Origin of the sequence: Bradyrhizobium sp. SZCCHNR1098, from assembly GCF_032489375.1 — a bacterium.
GTDB lineage: Bacteria > Pseudomonadota > Alphaproteobacteria > Rhizobiales > Xanthobacteraceae > Bradyrhizobium.
Genome location: NZ_JAUEXY010000001.1, coordinates 861,186 through 885,409 on the forward strand (window position 1 = coordinate 861,186; position 24,224 = coordinate 885,409).

The 24,224-nt window shown below is 66.2% G+C and carries 24 protein-coding genes and 2 pseudogenes; 14 read left to right on the forward strand and 12 right to left on the reverse strand.

What is annotated here, in order from left to right; translation table 11 throughout:
* Positions 1-57: 57 nt before the first annotated feature.
* The 4 genes from metG to QX135_RS03975 all read left to right on the forward strand — a co-directional run bounded on the left by metG (position 58) and on the right by QX135_RS03975 (position 4,512).
* Positions 58-2,118, forward strand: a complete 2,061-nt coding sequence (gene metG, locus QX135_RS03960) for a methionine--tRNA ligase (RefSeq protein WP_316178226.1) — start codon at positions 58-60, stop codon at positions 2,116-2,118.
* Positions 2,118-2,909, forward strand: coding sequence for a TatD family hydrolase (locus tag QX135_RS03965; RefSeq protein WP_315779924.1), 792 nt, complete (start codon positions 2,118-2,120; stop codon positions 2,907-2,909). The genes metG and QX135_RS03965 overlap by 1 nt, the downstream gene beginning before the upstream one ends.
* A complete protein-coding gene (locus QX135_RS03970; protein WP_316160199.1) occupies positions 2,906-3,706 on the forward strand; it encodes an MBL fold metallo-hydrolase in 801 nt (266 codons plus the stop codon). The genes QX135_RS03965 and QX135_RS03970 overlap by 4 nt, the downstream gene beginning before the upstream one ends.
* Before the next feature lie 176 nt (positions 3,707-3,882).
* On the forward strand, positions 3,883-4,512 hold the full coding sequence (locus QX135_RS03975) for an antibiotic biosynthesis monooxygenase family protein (RefSeq protein WP_315774779.1): 630 nt from the start codon (positions 3,883-3,885) through the stop codon (positions 4,510-4,512).
* Between the two features lie 5 nt (positions 4,513-4,517).
* Here the strand turns inward: QX135_RS03975 and QX135_RS03980 are convergent, their stop codons facing one another.
* Positions 4,518-5,102, reverse strand: coding sequence for a hypothetical protein (locus QX135_RS03980; protein WP_316160196.1), 585 nt, complete (start codon positions 5,100-5,102; stop codon positions 4,518-4,520).
* Positions 5,103-5,178: 76 nt separating this feature from the next.
* On the opposite strand from QX135_RS03980, the gene QX135_RS03985 reads away from it, so the two are divergent.
* Complete coding sequence (locus tag QX135_RS03985; RefSeq protein ID WP_315779930.1) at positions 5,179-5,727, forward strand: DUF2975 domain-containing protein; 549 nt, start codon at positions 5,179-5,181, stop codon at positions 5,725-5,727.
* A gap of 6 nt (positions 5,728-5,733) precedes the next feature.
* A complete protein-coding gene (locus QX135_RS03990) occupies positions 5,734-5,970 on the forward strand; it encodes a helix-turn-helix transcriptional regulator (RefSeq protein ID WP_315711932.1) in 237 nt (78 codons plus the stop codon).
* A 43-nt stretch (positions 5,971-6,013) separates the two neighbouring features.
* Here the strand turns inward: QX135_RS03990 and QX135_RS03995 are convergent, their stop codons facing one another.
* From QX135_RS03995 to QX135_RS04005, 3 genes are read right to left on the reverse strand one after another with little or no spacing between them, the layout of a single operon-like run.
* On the reverse strand, positions 6,014-7,657 hold the full coding sequence (locus QX135_RS03995; protein WP_316178223.1) for an acyl-CoA synthetase: 1,644 nt from the start codon (positions 7,655-7,657) through the stop codon (positions 6,014-6,016).
* Between the two features lie 28 nt (positions 7,658-7,685).
* Entirely contained in the window at positions 7,686-9,572 is a 1,887-nt protein-coding gene (locus QX135_RS04000; protein WP_316178221.1) for a TRAP transporter large permease subunit, read from the reverse strand.
* Between the two features lie 35 nt (positions 9,573-9,607).
* The gene (locus QX135_RS04005) at positions 9,608-10,627 is read right to left on the reverse strand and encodes a TRAP transporter substrate-binding protein (protein WP_316178220.1); all 1,020 of its coding nucleotides are present in this window, start codon (positions 10,625-10,627) and stop codon (positions 9,608-9,610) included.
* A gap of 402 nt (positions 10,628-11,029) precedes the next feature.
* Between QX135_RS04005 and QX135_RS04010 the strand changes: the two genes are divergently transcribed.
* On the forward strand, positions 11,030-11,935 hold the full coding sequence (locus QX135_RS04010) for a hypothetical protein (RefSeq protein ID WP_316178219.1): 906 nt from the start codon (positions 11,030-11,032) through the stop codon (positions 11,933-11,935).
* Between the two features lie 60 nt (positions 11,936-11,995).
* Here QX135_RS04010 and QX135_RS04015 read toward each other — a convergent pair.
* From QX135_RS04015 to QX135_RS04030, 4 genes and pseudogenes are all read right to left on the reverse strand, one after another.
* Positions 11,996-12,855: pseudogene (locus tag QX135_RS04015) on the reverse strand (ATP-binding cassette domain-containing protein); the annotation flags it as partial.
* A pseudogene (locus QX135_RS04020) lies at positions 12,854-13,099 on the reverse strand (ABC transporter substrate-binding protein); the annotation flags it as partial. The pseudogenes QX135_RS04020 and QX135_RS04015, both read right to left, overlap by 2 nt.
* Positions 13,100-13,214: 115 nt before the next feature.
* A complete protein-coding gene (locus QX135_RS04025) occupies positions 13,215-13,940 on the reverse strand; it encodes a site-2 protease family protein (protein ID WP_315770706.1) in 726 nt (241 codons plus the stop codon).
* Complete coding sequence (locus tag QX135_RS04030) at positions 13,937-14,755, reverse strand: DUF2167 domain-containing protein (protein WP_315770709.1); 819 nt, start codon at positions 14,753-14,755, stop codon at positions 13,937-13,939. Before QX135_RS04030 ends, QX135_RS04025 begins: the two co-directional genes overlap by 4 nt.
* A 357-nt stretch (positions 14,756-15,112) precedes the next feature.
* Here QX135_RS04030 and QX135_RS04035 point away from each other — a divergent pair, with 357 nt between their 5' ends.
* On the forward strand, positions 15,113-15,934 hold the full coding sequence (locus tag QX135_RS04035) for a hypothetical protein (RefSeq protein WP_316233952.1): 822 nt from the start codon (positions 15,113-15,115) through the stop codon (positions 15,932-15,934).
* 70 nt (positions 15,935-16,004) lie between these two features.
* Here QX135_RS04035 and QX135_RS04040 read toward each other — a convergent pair whose 3' ends face one another.
* Complete coding sequence (locus QX135_RS04040; protein WP_316233953.1) at positions 16,005-16,829, reverse strand: hypothetical protein; 825 nt, start codon at positions 16,827-16,829, stop codon at positions 16,005-16,007.
* Between QX135_RS04040 and QX135_RS04045 the strand changes: the two genes are divergently transcribed.
* Complete coding sequence (locus QX135_RS04045) at positions 16,828-16,968, forward strand: hypothetical protein (RefSeq protein ID WP_315737998.1); 141 nt, start codon at positions 16,828-16,830, stop codon at positions 16,966-16,968. The two genes, QX135_RS04040 and QX135_RS04045, sit on opposite strands and share 2 nt — an antisense overlap.
* A 103-nt stretch (positions 16,969-17,071) precedes the next feature.
* Here the strand turns inward: QX135_RS04045 and QX135_RS04050 are convergent, their stop codons facing one another.
* Entirely contained in the window at positions 17,072-18,532 is a 1,461-nt protein-coding gene (locus QX135_RS04050; RefSeq protein WP_316233954.1) for a GH1 family beta-glucosidase, read from the reverse strand.
* A gap of 278 nt (positions 18,533-18,810) precedes the next feature.
* Between QX135_RS04050 and nthA the strand changes: the two genes are divergently transcribed.
* The 4 genes from nthA (at position 18,811) to QX135_RS04070 (ending at position 21,455) form a co-directional block, all read left to right on the forward strand.
* Entirely contained in the window at positions 18,811-19,446 is a 636-nt protein-coding gene (gene nthA / locus QX135_RS04055; protein ID WP_315774787.1) for a nitrile hydratase subunit alpha, read from the forward strand.
* Positions 19,446-20,108 (forward strand): nitrile hydratase subunit beta, encoded by a 663-nt coding sequence (gene nthB, locus QX135_RS04060; RefSeq protein WP_315779952.1) that lies wholly within the window; start codon positions 19,446-19,448, stop codon positions 20,106-20,108. The genes nthA and nthB overlap by 1 nt, the downstream gene beginning before the upstream one ends.
* On the forward strand, positions 20,105-20,491 hold the full coding sequence (locus QX135_RS04065; RefSeq protein WP_315738002.1) for a nitrile hydratase accessory protein: 387 nt from the start codon (positions 20,105-20,107) through the stop codon (positions 20,489-20,491). Before nthB ends, QX135_RS04065 begins: the two co-directional genes overlap by 4 nt.
* A gap of 187 nt (positions 20,492-20,678) precedes the next feature.
* Complete coding sequence (locus tag QX135_RS04070; protein WP_316178214.1) at positions 20,679-21,455, forward strand: hypothetical protein; 777 nt, start codon at positions 20,679-20,681, stop codon at positions 21,453-21,455.
* Positions 21,456-21,506: 51 nt separating this feature from the next.
* Here QX135_RS04070 and queC read toward each other — a convergent pair whose 3' ends face one another.
* A complete protein-coding gene (gene queC / locus QX135_RS04075; RefSeq protein ID WP_316178212.1) occupies positions 21,507-22,223 on the reverse strand; it encodes a 7-cyano-7-deazaguanine synthase QueC in 717 nt (238 codons plus the stop codon).
* A 134-nt stretch (positions 22,224-22,357) separates the two neighbouring features.
* On the opposite strand from queC, the gene mazG reads away from it, so the two are divergent.
* Positions 22,358-23,176 (forward strand): nucleoside triphosphate pyrophosphohydrolase, encoded by an 819-nt coding sequence (gene mazG / locus QX135_RS04080; RefSeq protein ID WP_316178210.1) that lies wholly within the window; start codon positions 22,358-22,360, stop codon positions 23,174-23,176.
* A 23-nt stretch (positions 23,177-23,199) separates the two neighbouring features.
* On the opposite strand, the gene QX135_RS04085 is transcribed toward mazG, so the two are convergent.
* Positions 23,200-24,102, reverse strand: a complete 903-nt coding sequence (locus QX135_RS04085; protein ID WP_316178208.1) for a LysR family transcriptional regulator — start codon at positions 24,100-24,102, stop codon at positions 23,200-23,202.
* Positions 24,103-24,224: the final 122 nt, after the last annotated feature.

Sequence of the window (24,224 nt, forward strand, 5' to 3'; positions counted from 1 at the left end):
CATCCCGGGATCATCAGGATCAATCCGTCGACCGACGTCGTCAAAGAGGAATTTGCCGTGGCGAAGGCCAACAAGACCACCGTGAAGAAGGGCAAGCCCGCGGGCAAGAGCGCCGCGAAGAAGGCTGCCGCCAAGGCGCCCGCGAAGGGCAAGGCCAGCGCGGCCAAGGCGAAGGCGGCGAAAGCGAAGAAGGACAAGGACGCCAAGAAAAAGACCGCCACGTCCAAGACGGCGCCTGCGAAAGCCAAGAGCAAGGCGCCGAAAGCGAAAGCAACCAAGAGCGCCGCCAAGAAGGCCGTGAAGGTGCCGGCGAAGAAGGCTGCGGCCAGGCCTGCACCACCGCCGGTCAAGAAGACGGCCGCCAAGCCCGCGGCAGCAACGAACAAGCCTTCGGCAGCGAAGAAGCCCGCCGCTCCGAAACAGCCGGCTGCACCGAAGAAGGTCGCGCCGGCCATCGTTGAAGCGCCGAAGCCGCCACGCGCCGCGAAGCCGAAGGCACCGCGCAAGCCGAAGGTCGAGGCCGCGGTCGTCGATATCGACGAGGTCGTAGCGCAGATCGCCGCAGCTCCCGTCGACAAGAACACCTTCTACGTCACGACAGCGATCGCCTATCCCAACGGCAACCCGCATATCGGCCACGCCTATGAGGCGATCGCGACCGACGCCATCGCGCGCTTTGCGCGGCTCGACGGCAAGGACGTGTACTTCCTGACCGGCACCGACGAGCACGGGCTGAAGATGGTGCAGACCGCGCAGAACGAGGGGCTGACGCCATCGGAGCTGGCGACCCGCAACGCCGGCCGCTTCCGCGACATGGACGAGCGGTTGAACGTCTCGTTCGACCGCTTCATCCGCACCACCGAGCCCGCGCATCATCGCTCCGTCCAGGCGATCTGGAACCGCATGCGCGAGAATGGCGACATCTATGCCGACAGCTATGCCGGTTGGTACTCGGTACGCGACGAGGCCTATTACGCCGAGGACGAGACCGTCGTCGGCGAGGACAACGTCCGCCGCGGACCGCAGGGCACGCCGGTCGAATGGGTTGAGGAGAAGAGCTATTTCTTCCGCCTGTCGGCCTATCAGGAGAAGCTGCTGGCGCTGTATGAGAGCCAGCCCGATTTCATTGGGCCGGACGCGCGGCGCAACGAGATCATCAGCTTCGTCAAGGGCGGGCTGAAGGACCTGTCGATCTCGCGCACGACTTTCGATTGGGGCGTCCGGGTGCCGCATGACGACGAGCACGTGATGTATGTGTGGGTCGACGCGCTGACCAACTACATCACCGGCGTCGGCTTTCCCGACGAGAGCGATGCGAACTGGAAATACTGGCCGGCCGACGTGCACGTCATCGGCAAGGACATCATCCGCTTCCATGCGGTGTACTGGCCGGCGTTCCTGATGTCGGCCGGCGTGCCGGTGCCGAAGCGGGTCTATGCGCACGGCTTCCTGTTCAACAGGGGCGAGAAGATGTCGAAATCGGTCGGCAACGTCGTCGACCCGTTCAATCTCGCCGACCAGTATGGCGTCGACCAGCTCCGCTACTTCTTCCTGCGCGAGGTGCCGTTCGGCCAGGACGGCAACTACAATCACGAGGCGATCGTCGCGCGCATCAACGCCGATCTCGCCAACGACCTCGGCAACCTCGCGCAGCGCTCGCTGTCGATGATCGCAAAGCAGCTTGGAGGCCAGCTGCCGGAGCCCGGCGAGTTCTCGGCCAACGACAAGGCGATCCTGGCGGAGGCCGACGCGATGATCGGCGCCGCACGGAAAGCCATGGCGACGCAGCAGATCCACCAATGGCTCAATGCGGTCTGGTCGGTCGTGGCCGAGGCCAACCGCTATTTCGCGGGTGAGGCGCCCTGGGCACTGGCGAAGACCGATCCGCCGCGCCAGCACACGGTGCTCTATGTCACCGCCGAGGTGATCCGTCAGGTCGCGATCCTGACCCAGCCGGTGATGCCGGCCGCGTCGGCCAAGCTGCTCGACAGCCTCGGCATCCCCGAGGACGAACGGAATTTCGCGCAGCTCGGCGGCGAGGTCAGGATTGCGGCCGGGACGCAGCTGCCGGCGCCCCAGGCGGTGTTCCCGCGCTACATCGAGCCGACGGCGGCGTGATGCTGGTCGACAGCCATTGCCATCTGGACTTTCCGGATTTCGCCGAGGATCTGGATGGCATCGTCACGCGTGCCGCCGCCGCCGGCGTCGGCCGCATGGTGACGATCTCGACGCGGGTGCGCCGGCTTCCCGAACTGCTCGCCATCGCCGAGCGTTTCGACAACGTCTTCTGCTCGGTGGGCACCCATCCGCACAACGCGGACGAGGAGGACGGCATTCCGGCCGAGGAGCTGATCGCGCTGACGCGCCATCCCAAGGTGGTCGCGCTCGGCGAGGCCGGACTCGACAATTTCTACGACCACGGCTCTAAGGACGCCCAGGAGCGTGGTTTTCGCGCGCACATCGCGGCGGCGCGCGCCACCGGCCTGCCGCTGGTGATCCACACCCGGGAGGCCGACGAGCAGTGCGGCCGCATCCTCGACGAGGAAATGGCGCGCGGACCTTTCAAGGCCGTGCTGCATTGCTACACCGGCGGGCGTGAGCTGGCGATGAAGGCGATCGATCTCGGACTGCACATCTCGTTCACGGGCATCGTGACGTTCAAGAAGTCCGAGGCATTGCGCGCGCTCGCCGCCGAGGTGCCCGCCGACCGCATCATGGTCGAGACCGACGCGCCGTATCTGGCGCCCGGCAAGTTTCGCGGCAAGCGCAACGAGCCCGCCTACGTCGTCGAGACCGCGAAGGTGCTGGCAGAAGCGCGCGGCGTCTCGCTCGAGGAGTTCTCGCGCCAAACCACCGAGACCTTCTTCAAGCTGTTCTCGAAGGTGCCGCGGCCAAAGGAGGCTGCATGACGCTGACGCTCACCATTCTCGGCTGCGGCTCCTCGGCCGGCGTGCCGCGCCCGGCGCTGGGGTGGGGCGCCTGCGATCCCAACAACCCGAAGAACCGCCGCAGGCGCTGCTCGCTTCTGGCTGAGCGCCGCGGAGCGCATGGCGTGACGCGCGTCGTCATCGACACCTCGCCGGATCTGCGCGAGCAGTTGATCGATACGCAAGTCGATCACATCGACGCGGTGTTTCTCACGCACGAGCATGCCGACCAGACTCATGGCATCGACGATCTGCGCTCGGTGGTGATGCATCAGCGGCGGCGGATTCCGGTCTACCTGAACCAGTCGACCGCCAAGGACATCATGCACCGGTTCTCCTATTGCTTCATCTCGCCACCGGGAAGCGACTATCCGCCGATCCTGACCCAGCACGCGATCGAGGCGGGCGAGACCCAGGCGGTGGAAGGCAAGGGCGGCGAGCTGAAGCTGACGGCGTTCCTGGTCCAGCACGGCAACATCCCCGCGCTCGGCTATCGCATCGGCGATGCCGCCTACACGCCGGACCTCAACGACATCCCCGAGGAGAGCTGGGGCGCGCTGGAGGATCTCGACCTCTGGATCGTCGACGGCCTGCGCCCTGCCTCGCATCCGAGCCATTTCTCGGTCAACGACGCTCTGGCCTGGATCGAGCGCTTCAAGCCGAAGCGCGCCGTCATCACCAACATGACCGCCGATCTCGACTACGAGGTGCTGCGCCAGAGCCTACCCGATGGCGTGGTACCGGCGTATGACGGCATGCGACTGGAGCTGGATTCGTAGGGTGGGCAAAGGCGCGGCCGCGCTCTCTCCCCATGCGGATTGCGATGGCGCCGTGCCCACCATCTTGCTTCTTGAGTCCGCCGCCCGACGGTGGGCACGCGGCGCCTGACGGCGCCGCTTTGCCCACCCTACGCAGCGACTATCATGTTCGCGAACTAACAAGGAGCAGCCTTGCCATGCTGTCGCTGTTCTTCGAGGTCGAGGTCAAGCCAGGTCGGCTCGACCAATATCTGCAACTCGCCGCGGCGCTGCGGCCCGAGCTCGATGCGCTCGGCGGCTGCCTGTTCCTCGACCGCTTCCGGAGCCTGTCGCGTGACAATCTGATCCTGTCCTACCAGATCTGGCAGGACGAGGGAGCCATGACCGCCTGGCGCGTCCACGCCCATCATCACGACATCCAGACCCTCGGCCGCGACAAGGTGTTCTCGGACTATCGCCTGCGTATCGCCGAGTTGGTCCACGAAATCAGGCCAGGGCAGGCCGCCTGGCAGCCGGAGCGGCGCGGCACCTACAATGATCCGAAGCGGCGGGCGCCGACGTATGTGCTGGCCGTCGAGACGGCGAGGCCGCAGTTGGGCAGCGTGACCGACCTGCCGGTCGCGAGCTTCTCGAGCGTCTATCGCGAGGGCCGCTTCGCGCATCTGGTCGAGCTGCCGGACGAGGCCACCGGCCTTGCGCTGAGCAAACAATTACTCACCGAGCCGGGTGCCGACAACATCCGTATCGTCGAGGTCACCCGCGACTACGGCATGTACGACCGCCGCGAGGCGCCGCAATATTACGCGGAGAAGACACGAGACGCGTAGCGAGCTCAGGTGGGGCAGCGCGGAATGCCATCGACCACGGCCTGATCAGGAGCAATCGAGCGCAGATCGACGTCACGTGCCAGCGTAACATAGTCGATGGTCTCCGATGTCCTCAGATAGGTCGTGAAGTTGATGGGGCCAGCCGGCAGCGCTACGGTGGTGCAGGCCTTCGGCGCGACCGAGATCGTGATCGATCCGCCACCGGCAGAGTTCTTTTCCGCCATCAGCTCGGCGCGAAAAGACTGTAGACGCGCCGTGTCGGTCTCCTCGAGGCGGTAGGCGTAGATGCGCGTGCCGGCTCCGGCCTCCTGCGCCAGAGCCGGGGGATCCGGAATTTCCCGCAGCACGAAGTCCCGCTGCTGTTCCGCGCCGCGCCCGCGTTTCACGGCAATCCTCAGCACCACGCCACCTGGCAGCGGCCGCAGACTCGTGGGCAGTCTCACGGCCGCGCGCAGCTGTGCGGGGTCGCTGGTCTGGAAATCGACCCGGGCCAGCTTGACCATTGAGGTCACCGGCATATGGCCACAACCAACAGCGCTCAACGTTAGTCCGATGGCCAGAACGAGCCGCTGGAAGGGATGCATGGGCATGAGGAGGAGCCTTCGTTTGACAGTCATTAATTATCGTAATACGATAAATTATTCACTGGTCAATAGGAGGCTCGTTATGGTGGACCGTGCGGATCAATCCCGTCGCCTGCGCCACTTCTCCCGGGTAATGGCCTGGATCACGGGACTCGGCATCGTCTTGATCGCCGCCGCGACGTGTCTCGTCTTTATGATTCCGGAGTGGACGAGAGGTCTGCTCCTGGCGCGCCTCGGCACGGCTGGCGCGGAGCTGCAAACCACGCCGGATCGCGTGCTTTTGGGCGCGGCGGTGACTGCGATCCCGGTCGGCGTGATGCTGTACGGGTTGTGGCGGGTGAGAGCCCTGTTCCTGGATTTTGCGGAAGGGATGGTTTTCACGCTGGCGACAGCGCGCCGCTTGCGCGATTTCGCCGTCACAGTCCTGGCGCAGGCCTTGCTTGGTCCGCTGTCGTCGACGGCCCTGCTGATCGCCTTCACCATCAGCAATCCGCCTGGCAGCCGGCAACTCGGTATCGCGCTCTCGGTCAACGACTACATCGCGCTGATCGTTGGCAGCGTGCTGCTCGCCGTCGCCTGGGTCATGGCTGAGGCGACCCGGATCGCCGAAGAGAACGCCAGCATCGTGTGAGACGTGATGCCGATCATCGTCAATCTCGACGTCATGCTGGCGCGCCGCAAGATGCGATCCAAGGAGCTCGCCGAACGCATCGGTATCACCGAGCAGAACGTCTCGCTCTTGAAATCGGGCCGGGTGAAGGGCGTGCGTTTCGACACCCTTGCGCTGATCTGTGAGGTGCTGCGCTGCCAGCCCGGTGACATTCTCGAGTATCGCAGAGGCAACGAAGACACCACCACGCCGGAGACCGCATGAGCGAGGCGCACGCGCGCGCCTCGCTCATGCGCATGTCCTTGGCTTACGCCGAGATCGCCTTGGCCGAGTCGATCTGATTGCGCAGCAGAAATTTCTGGATCTTGCCCGTCGACGTCTTCGGGATCGGGCCGAACACCACGACCTTGGGCGTCTTGAAGCCGGACATGTGGCTGCGGCAATAGGCGATGATCTCGGCTTCGGTCGCCTCGGCGCCATCCTTCAGCTCGACGAAGGCGCAGGGCACTTCGCCCCATTTCGGATCGGGCTTGGCGACGACGGCGGCGAACAGCACGGCGGGGTGCTTGTAGAGGATGTCCTCGACCTCGACGGAGGAGATGTTCTCGCCGCCGGAGATGATGATGTCCTTGGAGCGGTCCTTGATGATGACGTAGCCGTGCTCGTCGAGCACGCCGAGATCGCCGGTGTGGAACCAACCGCCGGCAAACGCCTCCTGCGTCGCCTTCTCGTTCTTGAGATAGCCCTTCATGACGATGTTGCCGCGGAACATGACCTCGCCGATGGTCTCGCCGTCGCGCGGCACCTCCTGCATCGTCTCCGGATTGAGCACGGTGACGGCTTCCTGCAACGGATATGGCACGCCCTGGCGCCGCTTCAGCCGCGCGCGCTCGGGCGCGGGCAGGTCGTCCCAGCCGGGCTGCTCGGCGCAGACCGAGGCCGGGCCGTAGACCTCGGTCAGGCCGTAGACATGCGTCAGCTTGATGCCGATGCTCTCGGCACCTTCGAGCACCGCGACCGGCGGCGCGGCGCCGGCGATCAGGCCGACGACGGGCTTCTCCCGCTTGCCCTTGGGCGCGTCGGGCGCATTGATCAGCACGTTGTAGACGATCGGCGCGCCGCACATGTGGGTGACGCCGTGGGTCTTGATCAGCTCGAATATCTTCGTCGGCTCCACCTTGCGCAGGCAGACATTGACGCCGGCCGCGGCGGCCATGGTCCAGGGGAAGCACCAGCCGTTGCAGTGGAACATCGGCAGGGTCCAGAGATAGACCGGATGCTGGCCGAGCCCGCCCGCGAGAATGTTGCTGACAGCGTTCAGATAGGCACCGCGGTGATGGGTGACGACGCCCTTGGGATTGCCGGTGGTGCCCGAGGTGTAGCTCATCGCGATCGCGTCCCATTCGTCGGCGGGACGGCGCGGCTCGAACAGCGGATCGCCCGAGGCGACGGCGGCTTCGTACTCGATCTCGCCGATGCGGCTGCCGCCGGCATAGGAGGCGTCGTCGACGTCGATCACGAACGGCTTTGCGCCGCTCATCAGCTTCAGCGCTTCGCTGATCACGCCGGAGAACTCCGGATCGACCAGGATGATCCTGGCCTGGCCGTGATCGAGCTGGAACGCGATCGACGGCGCGTCGAGGCGGATGTTGAGCGTGTTGAGCACGGCGCCGGCCATCGGCACGGCAAAATGCGCCTCGTTCATCGCCGGGATGTTCGGCAGCATCGCCGCCACGGTGTCGCCAACGCCGATGCCGCGGCCCGCGAGGTACGACGCGAAGCGCCGGCAGCGGTCATAGGTTTGGCGCCAGGTGAAGCTGCGGCCTTCATAGACCGTGCTGACGTGGTCGGGATAGACGGCCGCGCTGCGCGCCAGGAAGCTGAGCGGGGTCAGCGGCACGTAGTTGGCCGGCGTCTTGTCCAGGCCGAGCTGATACTGGTTCGTGCTCATCACCACCCTCCCTCGTCATCTGAAGAGTTTACAGGAACCCGATCGAAATCCACGGAAAAATCGCAACGATGATGAGGCCGATGAGAAGCGCCAGCAGGTAGCCCCAGATCGGACGGATGCCCTCGGCGGGATCGACCCGGCCGATCGCGCAGGCGGCGTAATATCCAACTCCGAACGGCGGTGCGAACAGGCCAATTCCCATCGCCAGGATGATCACCATGGCATAGTGCACCTCGTGCACGCCGACGGCACGCGCGATCGGAAACAGCAGCGGGCCGAACAGCACGATCGCCGGAATGCCCTCGAGCACGCTGCCCAGGATCGTGAAGGCGACGATCGAGACCGCGATGAACGTCGCCGGGCCGCCCGGTAGCCCGGTCATGGCGGAGGCCAGCGCGCGCGAGAAGCCGGACTGCGTCAGGCCCCAGGCCATGCCGGTCGCAGTCCCGATGATCAGCAGGATGGCGCCGGAGAGAGCGGCCGTCTCAATCAGCATCGGCATCAGGCGGCGCCAGTCGAAACGGCGATAGACCAGCAGGCCCGCCAGCACACCATAGACGATGCCGATGGTCGAAACCTCCGTCGCCGTTGCGACGCCCTCGACGACGGCAGCACGGATCACGAAGGGCAGGGCCAGGGCAGGGAGCGAGACGATGAAGGCCTTGCTGATCTCGGCTCCCGTCGCGCGGCGGACGCCGGTCATGTCCTCGTTGCGGTAGCGCCACCACACCAGCGCGCACAGCGTGATTGCCAGCACCACGCCCGGCAGCAGGCCGCCGGTGAACAGCGCCGCGATCGACACGCCGGTGACGGAGCCGATCGTGATCAGAACCAGGCTCGGCGGAATGGTCTCGGTCTGGGCGCCGGTGGCGGCGAGCAGGGCGACGAGATCGCCGGGACGGGCGCCGCGCGCCTTCATCTCCGGGAACAGCACCGGCGCGACCGCGGCCATGTCGGCCGCCTTGGCGCCGGAAATGCCGGACACCAGGTACATCGCGCCGACCAGCACGTAATGCAGGCCGCCGCGGACGTGACCCAAGAGGCTCGCCAGGAACGCGACCATGGCGCGCGCCATGCCGGTCATCTCGATCAGCAGGCCGAGAAAGACGAACAGCGGCACCGACAGCAGGATGAGATGGCTCATGCCCTCGTCCATGCGCCCGACCAGCACCATCAGCGGCGTGCGCGTCGTCAGCGCCAGATAGCCGAAGATCGCGAGCCCGAAGGCGAACGCGATCGGCACGCCGGCGAAGACGCACAGGCCGACCACGCCGACGAAGAAGATCACGAGGTTGACGTTGCCGAGCGGCTTCAGCACCGGCTGCGCCAACCAGAACAGCGCGATGATGGCTGCGATAGAGACGACAGCCAGCAGCATCATCTTGAGGCTGGCCGCGCGGGCGAGACGGATGAGGGCGAACAGCGCCATCAGTCCGATGCCGACCGGCAGCGCGGCGGCGCGCCAGATGTTTTCGATCTGCAGCGCCGGCGTCGTGATGAAGCTTTCCTCGTAGGCGTACTCCCAGGACGGCCAGGCGATCATGACCAGGAACGCCAGCGCCGCGGCAGTGGCGACCAGATCGAGATAGGCGCGCAAGCCGGGGCTGGCGCGCGCCACCATTGCCGTCATCCGCATGTGCTCGCCGCGGCGGAACGCCACCGCGGCGCCGAGCATCGCGAGCCACAGGAACAGGATCGAAGCCAGCTCGTCCGACCAGATCAGCGGCCGGTGCAGGCCGTAGCGCGCCACGACGCCCGCGAACAGGATGACGATCTCGGCCACGACCAGCAGCGCGGTTGGGATCTCGACCAGGAGACCCAGCAAGGCATCCAAGCCATCGAGCCAGGACCGGCGGCGAGGGGTCTCGATGACCACCTCGCTGATCGCGATTTCCGTGAACTCGGCATGCGCCATGACGTCACCCGAACGCGCCTTCAGCCATCAACCCGTCAGGACAGCTTGCCGACGGCCTTTTCCAAGAGCGCCCAGGCTTCATCGCCGTATTTGCCCTTCCACTCGGCATAGAAGCCGGCGGAGCGCAGCTTGTCGCGGAACGGCGCGACGTTGGGCTGATTGAACGTCAAGCCTTTCGACGCGAGCTCCTGCTGCAGGCCGGCATTGAGCTTGGCGACGTCCTCACGCTCCTTCACGGCGGCCGCGTTGATGTGCTTGGCGACGATCGTGCGCATGTCGGCCGGCACGGCCTCCCAGGCGCGGCGGTTCGCTAGGAACCAGAAGCCGTCCCACATGTGGTTGGTCAGCGAGCAGTATTTCTGCACCTCGTAGAGCTTGGCGGTCGAGATGATCGCCAGCGGGTTTTCCTGGCCCTCGACGACCTTGGTCTGCAGTGCCGAATAGACCTCGCTGAAATTGATCGAGGCGGGCGCCGCCTCGAATGCCTTGAACATCGAGGTCCACAGCGGCGACACCGGCACGCGGATCTTGAAGCCCTTGAGGTCGTCGGGCCCATTGATCGGCTTGGTCGACGACGTCGTCTGGCGGAAGCCGTTGTCCCAGATCTTGTCCATGACCACCAGGCCGGCCTTGTTGATCTGGCCGCGCACGTAAGCGCCGAGATCGCCGTCCATGGCCTTCCAGACCGTGTCGTAGTCCGGGAACGCGAAGCCGATGCCGTTGATCGAGGCCGCCGGCACCAGGGTCGCCAGGATCAGCCCGGACAGCGTGAAGAACTCGACGCCGCCGGAGCGGATCTGGCTCAGCATGTCCGTGTCGGATCCGAGCTGGTTGTTCGGGAAGATCTGCAAGTCGAACTTGCCGTTGGTCTCGGCCTTGATCGCCGCCGCCATCTCCTTGGCACGAACGTTGAGCGGATGGGTGTCGGGCAGGTTGTTGGCGTACTTGTAGGTGAATTCGGCGCTCTGGGCGCGCGCCACATGCGGCGCCGCGATCCCACCCAGTACGGCTGACGCTGCGGAGGCCTTCAGCAGCGCGCGTCGTGACAGGCTCATGCTCGTTTCTCCCTGAGAAGCTTCTTCTTGTTGCATCCAGTCGCCGCATGATAGCGCGGTCCGAATCCCGCGACGTCAGCAGCGTCATCAGCGCTTATTGCAGCGATGAGCCGCAGCAGCAATATGCGGCGTTCGCTGCGGGCGCCTTGGCGCGGGTTTCAGGCGCCAATGGCGAGCGGCGATGGTCGTGCTCGCGACGCGGGTTGCAGGCTCGGTGCTACGGCAGAGTTTGAGGAGTCGGCCGCAAGTCTCTGATTTGCCCAAGCATATTAATATTCCATAATATACCTTATGCGAATTGCCTATGGCGGCTCCTGATGTGAGAAGCCGCACAACGGCCCGCCCAGCGCACGTCGGCACCTGTGCGAAATCGCCCCCGCCTTGTCACCCTGCAGTCTTCGTTTGGTCAAAGCCCAGAGGTCAAAAGCGCATCCTTCAGGATTGGGCACGGGCGTATCGCGAATGGGACCCGAAGACATGCCAGTTCAGTCGACGCCGAAGGAAGTTGATCCGGGTGATGTCGCGCTGCCGCCCGACGACGATATCTGCGAGGAGATCTATCAGCGGGTGCTGGCCGAGGTGCGCGCACGTATCGACCAGCGGATCGCCGCCATCGAGGCCCAGGCCGCCGCTGATGCAGTCGAGGCCGCCGACCCCGCTGCAGGCGGCGAGCCCGTTGAAACGCCTCCTCCGGCCCGGCGCCGGCCCGTATTGCGGGCGATGATCACGCTGATAGCGTCAGCCGGGCTCGTCGGCGCTGCCGTCACCCTGGCGCGGGACCATACCGAGACCATCACCTCCGTCACCGACCGGATCGAAGCGGCGGTTCAATCCATCCGGCGTGAGAACGCTCAGACGGCGAATCCGGCCGGGTCACCGGAGACGGCGGCGAGCGGATCGAGCGCGGCCGAAACGGCAGAGACGGCCCCTTCCTCGCCATCACCATCCGTTTCGCCGACACCCGAGACATCATCAGCATCAGCATCAACGCGCTCCAGCGATCCATCCTCCGCGATGGCGGAGGCAACGCCGGAGCATGACATGCCGCCCGCTCCCGACCGGGACGTCGCGCCGCTGATCGAGAAGATCGCGCATGATGTCGCCGAACTGCAGACCGGGTTTCAGGAGCTCAAGGCCAGCCAGGAGCAGGCCAACCGCGATCACGCCAGGGCGATCGAACAGCTGCAGGCGAGCCAGGACCAGCTCGCGCGCGCGTTTCGCGCAGCGAAGACCGAGCCGACGACCGTCGGCGCAGCGGCGCGCCTCGCGCCCCGGCCGCCCCAGGCGCGCCCGCCCCGTTTCCCGTAGCTCCGAACTCATGAGATCCGGGCAGGGCGCAGGGATGCCCCTGCTCCCTGCCCCTGTCCCTCACAGGTAGTTCGCCGCGGCTTCGGCCTCGAACCGATCCGGCGGGCCTTCCCAGACGATCTTGGCATGATCCAGCACGTAGACGCGGTCGGCGTGCGGGAGCGCGAAGGTGACGTTCTGTTCGCCGAGCAGCACCGTGATCTTGGTGGTCTCGCGCAGTCGATCGAGCGCCTTCGACAAGGTTTCCAGGATGACCGGCGCAAGTCCGAGCGTCGGCTCGTCGAGGATCAGGAGCTCTTCGGCTTCATCATCAGCGCGCGCGCGATCGCCAGCATCTGCTGCTCGCCGCCGGACAGCGTGCGCGCCAGCTGCGGCTGCCGCGACTTGAGGATCGGAAACAGCCCGAACAGCCATTCGAGCCGCTCGGCACGCTCGGTGTCGGGCAGCGCATTGCCGCCGAGCTCGAGATTTTCGCGCACGCTCATGTCGCCGAACAATTCGCGCGTTTCCGGACACTGCACGATGCCGGATCGCGCGATCTGCGCCGCCGTGCCGCCGGCAAGGCTGCGCCCTGCCCACTTCACCTCGCCCGAATACGGCACCAGTCCCGAGATCGCGTTGAACAGCGTCGTCTTGCCGGCGCCGTTGAGGCCGACGACCGAGACGAACTCGCCCTCGTGGACGTGCAGCGAGACGTCCTGTAGCGCTTGCGCCTTGCCGTAGAGCACGCCGACATTGTCGACCTGCAGTGCCGGCGTGACGTCCTTGAAGCTCGCTTCGGGCCGCGCGGACGAGACCAGCGCGCCGCCGAGATAGACGCGGCGCACGGTCTCGTCCTGCATCACCTCGGTCGCCCTGCCCTCGGCGATCTTCTCGCCGAGATACATCGCGAGCACGCGGTCGACCAGCGCCGACACGCTCGTCATAGGAGGTGTAGCCGGCATAGGACGGGAAGTTTCCGAACTTCTTCTGATAGGCCTCCACGAACGGCAGCGTCTTCGGCGTCACCGCGACGCCCGGTCCCGACACGGCATTGTACATGACGCCCTCGACGGCGCCGTTGGTGTCCTTCCAGAAGGTCGAGTTGGTCGCCTGCGAGGAGATGCCGAACATCGGAATCGGCACCTGCTGGCTCTTCCACTGCACCGTTGGCTGGGTGCCTATCCGCTGCATTGCAGCAGCGGATATTCCCAAGCTGAGGAAGGCCCATGTCCTCACGACGAGGCGGCGCCTTGACCTACATGAAGCTTCTCAACTGAAGCGGCGACCTCAACAGCACTCAGCCAAGCTGACGCAAGTGCCCAAGCATCTCGTGCACGTCGTAGGTCATGACGGCGAGGAGCGCCGCCAGCGCGAGATAGGTCCCGGCATATTCGAGCTTGGTCTGCAGCGTCGTGCCGTAATAGGCGACGTTCTCGGGCGCGCCGGGATCGTAGCGCCAGGCCTTCATCAGTTGCGGGGCTGCGAGGATGGCGATGATGATCAGCATCGGGCTCGGCCGATAGAGCATCAAGGTCAGCAGCATGGGAACGCCAAGCAGCCAGATGCGCGGACTCAGCACGCTGGTGACGCGGCCGCCGTCCAGCGGCGAGATCGGCAGCAGGTTGAACAGGTTGAGGAACAGACCGGAATAGGCGATCGCAAGCAGCAGATTGCTGTCGTCCGATCGCGCCCACAGATAGACCGCAAGCGCGGCGGCGGTCCCGACCAGCGGACCGGCGAGTGCCACATAGGCTTCCGTCTCGACGTCGACCGGCTGCTCCTTGAGCGCGATCCAAGCGCCAACGAACGGGATGAAGGCGGGAGCCCCGACGTCGAGGCCGCGCTGGCGTGCGGCGATGTAGTGTCCCATCTCATGGGCAAACAGGAGCGCAATGAAGCCGGCCGCATAGCGCCAGCCCCAGATGCCGGCATAGACGACCAGCGACAGCAGCATCGTGCCGCCGCTCATGGCGAGCTTCCCCCATTTCAGGCCGGAGAACAGGATCAGCAGGAGAGCCTTCACGCCGGCCCGCCCGCGTTGTCGCCGCGCCGCTTGCGGCGCAAGAAGTTCATGACCGCAGCCGCGGCGCCGACGACGGCGAAGATGATGATCTTGGCGAACTTCAGGACGAACGCACCGGCCAGCGCCAGCAGCCCGAGCTTCTTCGCGGCAACGCCGCCGACCAGCGCAAGCAATCCATATTCGGCGATCCGATCCGTGCTCGCGCTGAAATCCTCATAGCGCTTGCCGGCATTGTAGGAGAGATCGGACAGCAGTTCGTGCGCCACCGCCTTGTCCCCCGCGATCCGCTCCGAGCCGGACAGGAGGTTCAGGCTGAAATAGCCGTCACGCCCGAGCGCGTAGGTGTTGTAGTTGACGTTCTTCGGCGCATCGTCGGGCTGGCCCTTCTCCTTCGCGAGCAGCGACCAGACGAGACGATGCGTCGTGGCATCGTAGGCCGGCGGCTCGACCCAGCCGACGACGGCCATTTCCGGAAATCCGCGCGCCGCACGGTCCTTGTTCGCCTCCTCGGCGCCGGCGCGAAGGTTGCTCAGGAGATCGTCCGCGTTCCAGTTCTTGGCGTCGTCGTCTTTGATGTAGCCGTCCTTGATGTGCTTGATGACCACCATCCAATCGTCGTTCTGGCGTCTGCCGACGACCAGCCCGACGAAGGTCGCGTCGTTGACGACGTTGCCGAGCGCGCGTAGGACCCGCAGGCCTTCGCTCTTCGGCACGTAGAAGTAGTCGGCCGGCAGCTTCAGCGTGCCCTGATCGATCAGCACGATGTCGCTTGGTCCGTCGGTGCCCGCCTGGCTCGCCGCCTGCCAGGCCGCCATCAATTCAGCCTTGCGCGTGGCCTCATCCGCTGGCGCGGCCTGCACGTGAGCGGTAAGGACTACGAACGCTGCGCACACCACTGCGCGCGCAATGACAATCAAGCTTTGCACCGGCCCCAATCCCCAAAAACATCGGTCGGATAGTACCTCGAAGGCTCGGCGGTGCGCAACCAAAGGCGGATTCGGGCCTCTCGAAGCGATCTGCTGGCGCTGCGCCGAGGGAGAGATGGTCCGAAAAGGCCCCCTCCTCGTCACGACGCTGTCTTGCTTTCGGCCAAAGCGGCGGGTCGAGTCACGTTTGAAAATTCAAAGAGAACAGCGGCGTCGGCGGCGGGCTAAAGGGTTTGGGGATCAGCAATGCAGTCCACACAGAACGTGCAACAGATTGATCAGAGCGAGATCGGCCTCGCCCCGGAGAAGCCCGAGAAGGCAAGCTACGATCAACTGTACCGGCGGGTGCTGCGCGAGGTGCTGACCCGGATCGATACGCGGCTCGCGGCGATCGAGAAGCCGGGTGTGGCGGCGGATGCTGCTGCGGCGAGCACGAGCGAGGCGACAGGCAGCGGGACCCGCCGCTGGGCGCGGATGAAGGCGCCGCTCGGCAAGCTGCGCGGGCGCAACGCCGTTGGTCTCGCTCTGCTGGTCGTGCTGGTCGGTGGCTCGGTCGCCTGGTCGCAGCGCGACGCCGGCACCTCGCTGATGGACCGCTGGATGCCGGGCGCCAGCGAAGCGTCGCAGGATGAGGCGTCGGTCCAGCAGGGCAGCGAGGATGCCATGATGTCGAATGCCTCGCTGAGGGGAGCGGAAGACACCACCGGCGCCCGTGAGCCGGGAACGTTGATGCAGAGGATGGCGCGCGACATCGCCGAGCTGCAGCAGGGCATCGAGCAGATCAAGTCGACGCAGGATCAGGCCAGCCGCGATCACACCCGCGCCATCGAGCAACTGCAGGCCGGCCAGGATCAGCTGATGCGACTGGTGTCGCGGATGACGAACCAGGCGGTGCAGGCACGCGGCACTGCGGTCCCCCCGGGACCGCCCCAGCAGATCATCGTGACGCCGCAGCAGCGGACCACGACGGGAATGGCCCGTCCGCAGCCGGCGCAGCCGCAGGGCTCGACGTTCGGGACACTCTTTACCCGCAACACCTCGGGCATTCAGCCGCCGATGCCGCGTTGATGGTGTGATCGGCAGCGGCGATCGGTGGCGGTCTTGGCCGCCGCCGATGAGCGCACTCGCCGATCGGTCCTTACGAGCAGGTGTGAACGCGCCCGTCGTAGCCCCGATAGGTGCCCTTCTCCGCGTCATAGGTGCGGAAGCTCTTGCAGTTCACACCCCGCCTCTTCGCCTCCCGCTTCATGTCGCTCTTCGGTTCGCTCTTGGGCTTGCGGGCGCGGTGCTCGCGCTTGGCGTCGTCCTCGGCATGTTGATGCGCTTGGCCGTGCCGTTCGGGCTTGGCTGACGTGGTTGCGGTGTTCTGCTTCGCAGCCGCCTTCTCCGGCGTGGCCGCGGGCTTGCTCTCGGCGGCCTTCTCCTCGACCTTCTCCGATGCGGGCGCGTCCTTGGCGACGGCAGCGGGCTGAACGGCCAGAGTGGGCTCTGCCGGTTTCGACTCGGTCACGGCCGGCTTCTGGCCGACGTCGGTGCCGGAGTTCGGTTCGACCTTGGTCTCGGATTTGGCCTCGGCCGGCTTGCTCTCGGCCGCAGCATCCGTCGCGGCTTTTTCAGTCGATACCTTGTCCGCCGGCGGCTGGCTCGCGCTGTCTGTGGCCTGAACGGGCTTGGCGTCCGCAGCGGCTGGCTCGCCGGGCTTCTCGGCCGTCTTCTCAAGCTCGGCCGCAGGCTTGCCGGCGGCATCCGAGGGCTGCTCGGCGGGCCTGGTTTCAGCGACCGCGGGTTTCGGCTCGGACTCTGCGGGCCTGTCGGCCGTTGGCGCGGCAGACTGCTCCGTGGCGGGCTTGGCCGCATCGTTCGCGGCTCCCTGAGCCCAGGCGCTGGAGCCAGCGATCACTCCGAGGACGCAGAACAGAACGCCGGCGCGGACGGCTGGCGGACAAACAACGGAAACTTGCATGCTGGAAAACTCGCTTGAGGGGCCGGCAGATTGCCGGTTTACGTCATCTGCAGCCAGCTTTCGCCACGAAAACGGCATGCGCGCAAAAGAGTCGCACAAGGTGTGCTTTCCGCATCATGAATTTGCAATCGCGGCGTGAAGGCCGGCGTGCCGACACTCAATGCGCCGGATGCCGACGGCACATTGGCCGCCTGAATGGCGCGGACTGCGTCCGGCTGGACCCCGGGTGGCGTCGCGGCGCTTCACGCGCTCACGGCGTTGCGGCTGATCACGTGATGGTAGTACGACGCGCTGAGCTTGGGCGTGCGCACCTGGGTGTCGAAGTCGACGTGATAGATGCCGAAGCGCTGCTTGTAGCCGAACACCCACTCGAAATTGTCCAGCAGGCTCCACAGGAAGTAGCCCTTCACGGGCACGCCCTCGGACGTAGCGCGCTGCAGCTGGGCGAGATAGTTGCGCAGATACATCACGCGGTCGAGGTCGTGGACCTTGCCATCGGCGGTCAGCTTGTCGTTCGAGGAGGTGCCGTTCTCGGTGATGTAGATGGTCTGGAGATTCCAGATCTTGGCGGCGAGCTTCGGCACCCAATAGGCCGTCTCCGGACCGACCAGCAGCCAGGGTGAGCTCATGTGCGGGAACGAGGACGGCATCGGCAGCACGTCGAATCCGGCCGCGCGGTCCGACGCGACGACATAGGCTTGCGGCGCGTAGATGTTGAGGCCGACGAAATCGACCGGCGCCGAAATGATCTTCAGTTCGTCGGCGGTGAATTTCGGCGCATCCTTGCCGGACCACGCCAGGAAACCCTCCGTGTAGCGCCCCTCGAGGATGACGTTGAGGAAGCCGGCATTCAATTCGCGCGTCGCGATCTCGGCGGCGCGGATGTTCTCCGGCGTGTCGATCGCCGGCAGGCAGGCCGTGATGTTCTCGGCCATGCCGACGCGCATGCCGGTGCGTCCGCCGGCCCGGATGGCCTGGACGGCGAGACCGTGCGCCAGCGCCACGTGATGGCGCGCCTGGTTGACCTGCTGCTGCGGCAGCTTCAGCCCGGGCGCGTCGACGCCGAGGCCATAGCCGAACGGGACGAAGCGGCCGCATTCGTTGATGGTGAAGATGGTCTTGGCACGGTCGCCGAGATGCTGCGCGACGTAGCCCGCATAATGCGCAAAGGCCTTGGCCGTGTCGGCCGAGAGCCAGCCGCCGACACGGTCCTGCAGCGCCTGCGGCAGATCCCAATGATACAGCGTTGCGTACGGCGTGATGCCGTTCGCCAGGAGCTCGTCGACGAGCCGGTTGTAGAAGTCGAGGCCCTTCGGATTGGGCGTCAGCCCGCCGTCGGGAAACAGCCGGGGCCAGGCGATCGAGAACCGATAGGCCCGGCAGCCGAGCTCCTTGATCAGCCGCACGTCGTCCTTGTAGCGGTTGTAGTGATCACAGGCGACGTCGCCAGTGCTGCCGTCCTCGATGTTGCCCTGCAAATGCGTGAACACGTCCCAGATCGACGGCCCGCGGCCATCGGCCGTAGCCCCGCCCTCGATCTGGTACGACGACGTCGCCGTCCCCCACACGAAATCTGCGGGAAACCGCCGCCCGATGTCCTCCTTCACCGCGCCCTCCTCCGCTTGCGCCGGGCCATTGGCCGCCCCGAGGGCGGCCAGCCCGGCCAGCTTCGCAAGATCACGGCGGGAAACGTCGTTCGGCATTGATGAACCTCAAACCTCTGTTGCTATCGTGCCCGATCGGAACGGCGAAAGCACTACGAACCATATCTGGGCTCCGATTTGAACCGCCCGAGGTGGCGGCAATGGAGCGGCCCCGATCACATCTGCGTCCGGAATCGGCGCGTCAATGACCGATGACGCCGCGCTCGGCATTGTGACCGCCGCACGGCTGCGGCGGCAGTGAAACGCGACTGCTCGCACCGTGGGTTCGTAGTGGCCCCGGCTCGACAGCGGTGCCCGATTACGCCTATGGTTGAGTCATGACGGATCACGATCACCATCACGACCATCCGCACGATCACTCGGACCTGTCCGAGACCGATCTGCGCGTCCGCGCGCTCGAAAGCATCCTGACCGAGAAGGGGTATATCGACCCCGCCGCGCTCGACGTGCTCATCGAGACCTATGAGAGCAAGGTCGGTCCCCGCAACGGCGCGCAGGTCGTGGCGCGGGCCTGGACCGATCCGGCCTATCGAGCGCGCCTTCTTGCCGACGCCACGCCGGCGATCGGCGAGCTCGGCTATGCCGGCCGCCAGGGCGAGCACATCGTGGCGGTCGAGAACACGCCCGATCTGCACAACATGGTCGTGTGCACGCTGTGCTCCTGCTATCCGTGGCCCGTGCTCGGCCTGCCGCCGGTCTGGTACAAATCGGCGCCCTATCGCGCCAAGGCGGTGAAGGACCCGCGCGGCGTCCTGAAGGATTTCGGCTTCGAGCTGCCGCCGACGACGAAGATCCGGGTGTGGGATTCGACGGCCGAGGTCCGCTACTTCGTGCTGCCGATCCGTCCCGCCGGGACCGATGGCTGGAGCGAGGATCAGCTCGCCGCGCTCGTCACGCGCGACAGCATGATCGGCACCGGCCTGCCGAAGCAACCGCACGAGGTTGGCCGCTGATGGATGGTGCGCATGACATGGGCGGCGTGGCCGGCTTTGGTCCGGTCCGCCCCGAGCCGAACGAGCCGGTGTTCCACGCCGAATGGGAGCGTCGCGCCTTTGCCATGACGCTGGCGATGGCGACGCCCGGCGGCTGGAACATCGACATGTCGCGCTTCGCGCGCGAGAACCGTCCGCCGGACGACTACCTCGGCATGAGCTACTACCAGATCTGGCTCGCGGGCATCGAACGGCTGATGCAGGAGCGGCATCTGGTCGACGCCGATGAGATCGTCGCCGGCAAGGTGCTGCATCCGGCCAAGCCCGTCGCCAAGATCCTCACCGCCGATGCCGTCGCGCCGACCTTGCGTCGCGGCGGCCCGACCGAGCGCGCGGCGACGAAGCCGGCGCTGTTCGCGGTCGGCGACCGCGTCCGCGCCAAGGACATCCATCCGACGACGCATACGCGGCTGCCGCGCTACGTGCGCGGCCATCTCGGCCGCGTCGAGGCGGTCAGAGGCGTGCACGTGTTTCCGGACAGCAACGCCCATGGCGGCGGCGAAGACCCGCAATGGCTCTACACGGTGTCGTTCAGCGGCGCCGAGCTGTGGGCCGATGCGCCCGATCCGCTGCTGGAGGTCACGGTCGACGCCTTCGAGCCCTATCTGGAGCCGGCCCGATGACACCCGACCGCGAGGCTGCAGCCGCGGCGACGCGCGCCCTGCCCGGCATTCCCGTCGACGACAGCGGGCCCGTGTTTCGCGAGCCGTGGGAAGCCCACGCCTTCGCGATGGCCGTCACGCTGCACGCCCGCGGCCTCTTCACCTGGCCCGAATGGGCGGCTGCGCTCGCCGAGGAGATTTCGCGCGCGCAAGCGTCTGGCGATCCCGATTGCGGCGATACATATTACCGGCACTGGCTCGCGACGCTCGAGCGGCTCGTCGCCGAGAAGGGCGTCACCTCCGCCGACGCGCTGACGCGTTACCGCAATGCCTGGGATCACGCTGCCGATCGCACCCCGCATGGCAAGCCGATCGAGCTAAGGCCCGAGGATTTTGTCGGCTGAGCCCTTCGCGCGCGCGTCTGGCGGATGCTTAATGCCCGGTGTGCGGACGATCCTGCTTTTGATGGTCCGGTCTTAACGGCCGGCTATTCATGCCGCGAACAGCGGTATTCGTTCGAAATTGAACGTTCATCAGTGCGTCCGTAGCGTCCCGCGCATCTTCTTTGCTGAAGTTGAGGGGGACGTCGAAATGCCCGCGCCAGAGTTCGCCACCATCGTCGACACGCTCGCCGGCGTGCGTCAGGACTATCACGAGAAGCTCAAATCGATTCCGCAATACGAGGCCTTCCTGCTGATCGAGAGCTCGACCGAGAAGGCTGCGGGAGCCCTGCACGGCACCGAGGCGTCGGGCTCCTCCATCGCCACCGACGTGATCGATTCGCTGCAATATGCGCGCAACCGGTTCGAGCAGCATATGGCCTCGATCCCGGAGTATCGCGTGCTGGTGGCGATCGACCGCGTGATCAAGGAGATCTCGCAGCATCTCGGCCTCGCGCCGCATGATGATGCGCCGGCCAAGGAGGGCCTTGCCGCGGCCGCCGAACAGCCCGCCGAAGCCGCCGAGGCTGTGGTCCGCGCTGAGAGCGCCGACACCGATGCCCCCGCCGAGGAGGCCGCGCACCCCGAGCCGGAGCAGGCAGAAATGGCCGAGGACGAACCGGCCGCAGCCGCAGCGGAGCCGGTCGAAGCCGAGGCCCCCACCCTGCGTATCGTCGACACCCCAGTGAAGTCGCCGTCGATCGTGCCCGCCGATCACGACGGTGCCGCCCACGACGACGACATCGTCGTGCTCAACGCGCCTGCCTGGGAGAAGAGCGGCAAGGACGGCAAGGACGACATCACCGCGCGCCTCGTCGCGCAGGCGGCATCCGCTGCAGCCAATGAGGCCGATGACGGCCACGACCTCGCCGATGCGGATCTCGTCATCGTCAGCCAGCGTGAGCCCTCGGACAACGAGGCCGCCTGAGCGCTCGTCTGTCGCGCACTCTCCGCGGGGCCCGAGGGCCCCGCTTCCGATTCAGGATGGCCCGCCCGCCGCGATGTATTCGCGCCACCCCCTGGCGCGCAGCTCGCAGGCGGGACACTGCCCGCAGCCATGCCCCCAGTCGTGCCGCGCGCCGCGCTCGCCGAGATAGCAGGTGTGCGACTGGTCGCGGATCAGGTCGACGAGGCCGGCGCCGCCGAGGTCATGCGCCAGCTGCCAGGTCGCGGCCTTCGACAGCCACATCAGCGGCGTGTGCAGCTCGAACGCGCGCGCCATGCCCAGGCTCAGCGCATTCTGCAGCGCCTTGATGGTCTCGTCGCGGCAGTCCGGATAGCCCGAATAGTCCGTCTCGCACATGCCGCCGACGATGTGGCGGATGCCGCGGCGATAGGCGAGCGCCGCCGCAAAGGTCAGGAACACCAAGTTGCGGCCCGGCACGAAGGTGTTGGGCAGGCCGTCGGCGCCCATCTCGATCGCGACGTCGCGCGTCAGCGCGGTCTCGGAGATCGCAGCCAGCGTTGGAATTTCCAGCGTATGGCTGTCACCGAGCTTGGCTGCCCAGTCGGGGCGCAGGCGCGCGATGCCCTCGACCAGCCGGTCGCGGCAGGCGAGCTCGATCGCATGGCGCTGGCCGTAGGCGAAACCGATCGTCTCGACGCGCGCGAAGCGCTCGAGCGCCCAGGCGAGGCACGTCGTGGAATCCTGCCCGCCCGAGAACAGCACCAGGGCCGTCGTGTCCTGCTCACTCATGGCTCCCGCTTAGCATCATCGACGGGTCGGGCCAACCCGCCGGGCGCATCCCGTGCAGTCGCCCTTTTCGCTGGGAGCCGCGCGCGGCTTGGGGCATACAGGACCCGATCGAACGATGCTGTCAGGACCTGCCCATGATCCCCTCCCGCGACATCTCACGCCTGATCGAGATCATGGCGGCGCTGCGCACGCCGGTCACCGGCTGCCCGTGGGATGTCGAGCAGACGTTCCGGACCATCGCACCCTACACCATCGAGGAAGCCTATGAGGTGGCGGACGCGATCACGCGCGACGATCTCGACGATCTGCGCGAGGAGCTCGGCGATCTCCTGCTGCAGGTGGTCTATCACGCCCGCATTGCAGAAGAACAAGGCGCGTTTGCATTCGGCGACGTCGTCGAGGGCATCACGAAGAAGATGATCCGCCGCCATCCGCATGTGTTCCCGGACAAGGACGGCAACGTCACCCAGCCGACCAAAGGCACCTGGGACCGCATCAAGGCCGAGGAGAAGGCCGAGCGCGCCGCGCGGCGGCCGCCCGAGGCGCAGACGAGCAAGTCCTCGCTGCTATCAGGCATCAAGGCCGGACAGCCGGCGCTGGTCCGCGCCATGGAGCTGCAGCACAAGGCCGCGACCGTCGGCTTCGATTGGAACGATCCGCGCGCGGTGTTGCAGAAGATCCGCGAGGAGGCCGACGAGATCGAGGCCGCGCTCGACAACAAGGATGCGACCGAGCTGACCGAAGAGACCGGCGATCTCCTGTTCGCGCTGGTCAATCTTGCCCGCCACGCCGAGGTTGATCCGGAGACCGCATTGCGCGGCACCAACGCCAAGTTCGAGCGCCGTTTCGCGCACATCGAACAGGCGTTGACGGCGAAGGGCCGCACACTCGAAGAAGCGTCGCTCGACGAGATGGACGAATTGTGGAACGAGGCGAAGCGGCTGGAGAAGTAGCGTCCCCGGCTCCGAGGTCGTGATCAGCCGCCCTTGCGCGACAGCTCGGCCCTTGCGATCTCGACGAAGCGCTGGGCGGCCGGCGACAATCCAAAGTCGGCGCGGCTCAGCAGCGAGACGTGCCGATGAATCGTCGGCTGCGACAGCGGGATCGCGGCCAAGGTCGGAAATTGTACCTTGGGCAGCATGTGCGCGGGTAGGATGCTGATGCCGGCGCCCTCCGCCGTGAGCGCCAGCGCGGTCGTGATCAGCGACACTTCCCAGGCAGGCTTCAGCGACCGCCCGGTCTCCGCCAGCGCCTCGTCGATCTGGCGGCGGATGCGCGTGCCGTGACGCATCGTGATCAGGTCGGAGCTCATGATGCCGTCCCACGTCAGACGGCGGTGCTTCTCGAACCGCCCGTCCTTGATGCCGATCGCCGAGAGCGGACTTTGCATCAGCGTCTCGATCCTGACCTCTGGTACGCCCTCGTCCTCCACGCTGCCGAGGCCGAACTCCGCATGCCCGGCCATCACGATCGCGAGCAGCTCGTCGGGCGCGACATCACGCAGATCGATGCGCACCTCGGGATGGCGCGATCGAAACGTCGCAAACACGCGTGGAAGCAGCGCCGACGCGACGCCCGCTGAGACCGCGATGGAAATTCGGCCGGCTTTGATCTCGGCCAGGTCGCGCATCCGCTGCGACAGCCCCTGCGTCCCCGCCAGGATGCGTTCCGCCGCGGTGATCGCCTCGCGGCAGGCCGCCGTCGGGTGCAGCGCCCGCGTCGTGCGATCGAACAGCTTGAGCTGAAAGTTCTCCTCGATCTGCCGGATCAGCAGGCTGATCGCCGACTGCGTGACGCGCAGCTCGGCGGCCGCCTTGGTGATGCTGCCGAGCCGATACACCAGGACCAGGGCCTCCAATTGCCGCAAGGTCGGGGGCATTAGCTTTCCTCATGAATGAATGAGAATTTTGTGGCTAATCGAAAGAGTTTGATCATGCAACATATTTGCAAACAGCCGGCGGCTGCGGTGAAGCGGCCAGGCAACAACAAGCACATGGGGAG

What these genes read in the sequence shown, in the direction of transcription:
- QX135_RS04000 (WP_316178221.1), bottom strand. Translation starts at nt 9,572, where the DNA reads ATGGCGCATGCCGAGTTCACGGAAATCGCGATCAGCGAGGTGGTCATC.
- QX135_RS03990 (WP_315711932.1), top strand. Translation starts at nt 5,734, where the DNA reads ATGCCGATCATCGTCAATCTCGACGTCATGCTGGCGCGCCGCAAGATG.
- QX135_RS03985 (WP_315779930.1), top strand. Translation starts at nt 5,179, where the DNA reads ATGGTGGACCGTGCGGATCAATCCCGTCGCCTGCGCCACTTCTCCCGG.
- QX135_RS04070 (WP_316178214.1), top strand. Translation starts at nt 20,679, where the DNA reads ATGCCCGCGCCAGAGTTCGCCACCATCGTCGACACGCTCGCCGGCGTG.
- QX135_RS03980 (WP_316160196.1), bottom strand. Translation starts at nt 5,102, where the DNA reads ATGCCCATGCATCCCTTCCAGCGGCTCGTTCTGGCCATCGGACTAACG.
- QX135_RS04065 (WP_315738002.1), top strand. Translation starts at nt 20,105, where the DNA reads ATGACACCCGACCGCGAGGCTGCAGCCGCGGCGACGCGCGCCCTGCCC.
- QX135_RS03995 (WP_316178223.1), bottom strand. Translation starts at nt 7,657, where the DNA reads ATGAGCACGAACCAGTATCAGCTCGGCCTGGACAAGACGCCGGCCAAC.
- queC (WP_316178212.1), bottom strand. Translation starts at nt 22,223, where the DNA reads ATGAGTGAGCAGGACACGACGGCCCTGGTGCTGTTCTCGGGCGGGCAG.
- QX135_RS03970 (WP_316160199.1), top strand. Translation starts at nt 2,906, where the DNA reads ATGACGCTGACGCTCACCATTCTCGGCTGCGGCTCCTCGGCCGGCGTG.
- nthB (WP_315779952.1), top strand. Translation starts at nt 19,446, where the DNA reads ATGGATGGTGCGCATGACATGGGCGGCGTGGCCGGCTTTGGTCCGGTC.
- QX135_RS04085 (WP_316178208.1), bottom strand. Translation starts at nt 24,102, where the DNA reads ATGCCCCCGACCTTGCGGCAATTGGAGGCCCTGGTCCTGGTGTATCGG.
- QX135_RS04030 (WP_315770709.1), bottom strand. Translation starts at nt 14,755, where the DNA reads ATGGCGGCCTGGCAGGCGGCGAGCCAGGCGGGCACCGACGGACCAAGC.
- nthA (WP_315774787.1), top strand. Translation starts at nt 18,811, where the DNA reads ATGACGGATCACGATCACCATCACGACCATCCGCACGATCACTCGGAC.
- QX135_RS04005 (WP_316178220.1), bottom strand. Translation starts at nt 10,627, where the DNA reads ATGAGCCTGTCACGACGCGCGCTGCTGAAGGCCTCCGCAGCGTCAGCC.
- QX135_RS03975 (WP_315774779.1), top strand. Translation starts at nt 3,883, where the DNA reads ATGCTGTCGCTGTTCTTCGAGGTCGAGGTCAAGCCAGGTCGGCTCGAC.
- mazG (WP_316178210.1), top strand. Translation starts at nt 22,358, where the DNA reads ATGATCCCCTCCCGCGACATCTCACGCCTGATCGAGATCATGGCGGCG.
- QX135_RS04035 (WP_316233952.1), top strand. Translation starts at nt 15,113, where the DNA reads ATGCAGTCCACACAGAACGTGCAACAGATTGATCAGAGCGAGATCGGC.
- QX135_RS04050 (WP_316233954.1), bottom strand. Translation starts at nt 18,532, where the DNA reads ATGCCGAACGACGTTTCCCGCCGTGATCTTGCGAAGCTGGCCGGGCTG.
- QX135_RS03965 (WP_315779924.1), top strand. Translation starts at nt 2,118, where the DNA reads ATGCTGGTCGACAGCCATTGCCATCTGGACTTTCCGGATTTCGCCGAG.
- QX135_RS04040 (WP_316233953.1), bottom strand. Translation starts at nt 16,829, where the DNA reads ATGCAAGTTTCCGTTGTTTGTCCGCCAGCCGTCCGCGCCGGCGTTCTG.
- QX135_RS04045 (WP_315737998.1), top strand. Translation starts at nt 16,828, where the DNA reads ATGCTGGAAAACTCGCTTGAGGGGCCGGCAGATTGCCGGTTTACGTCA.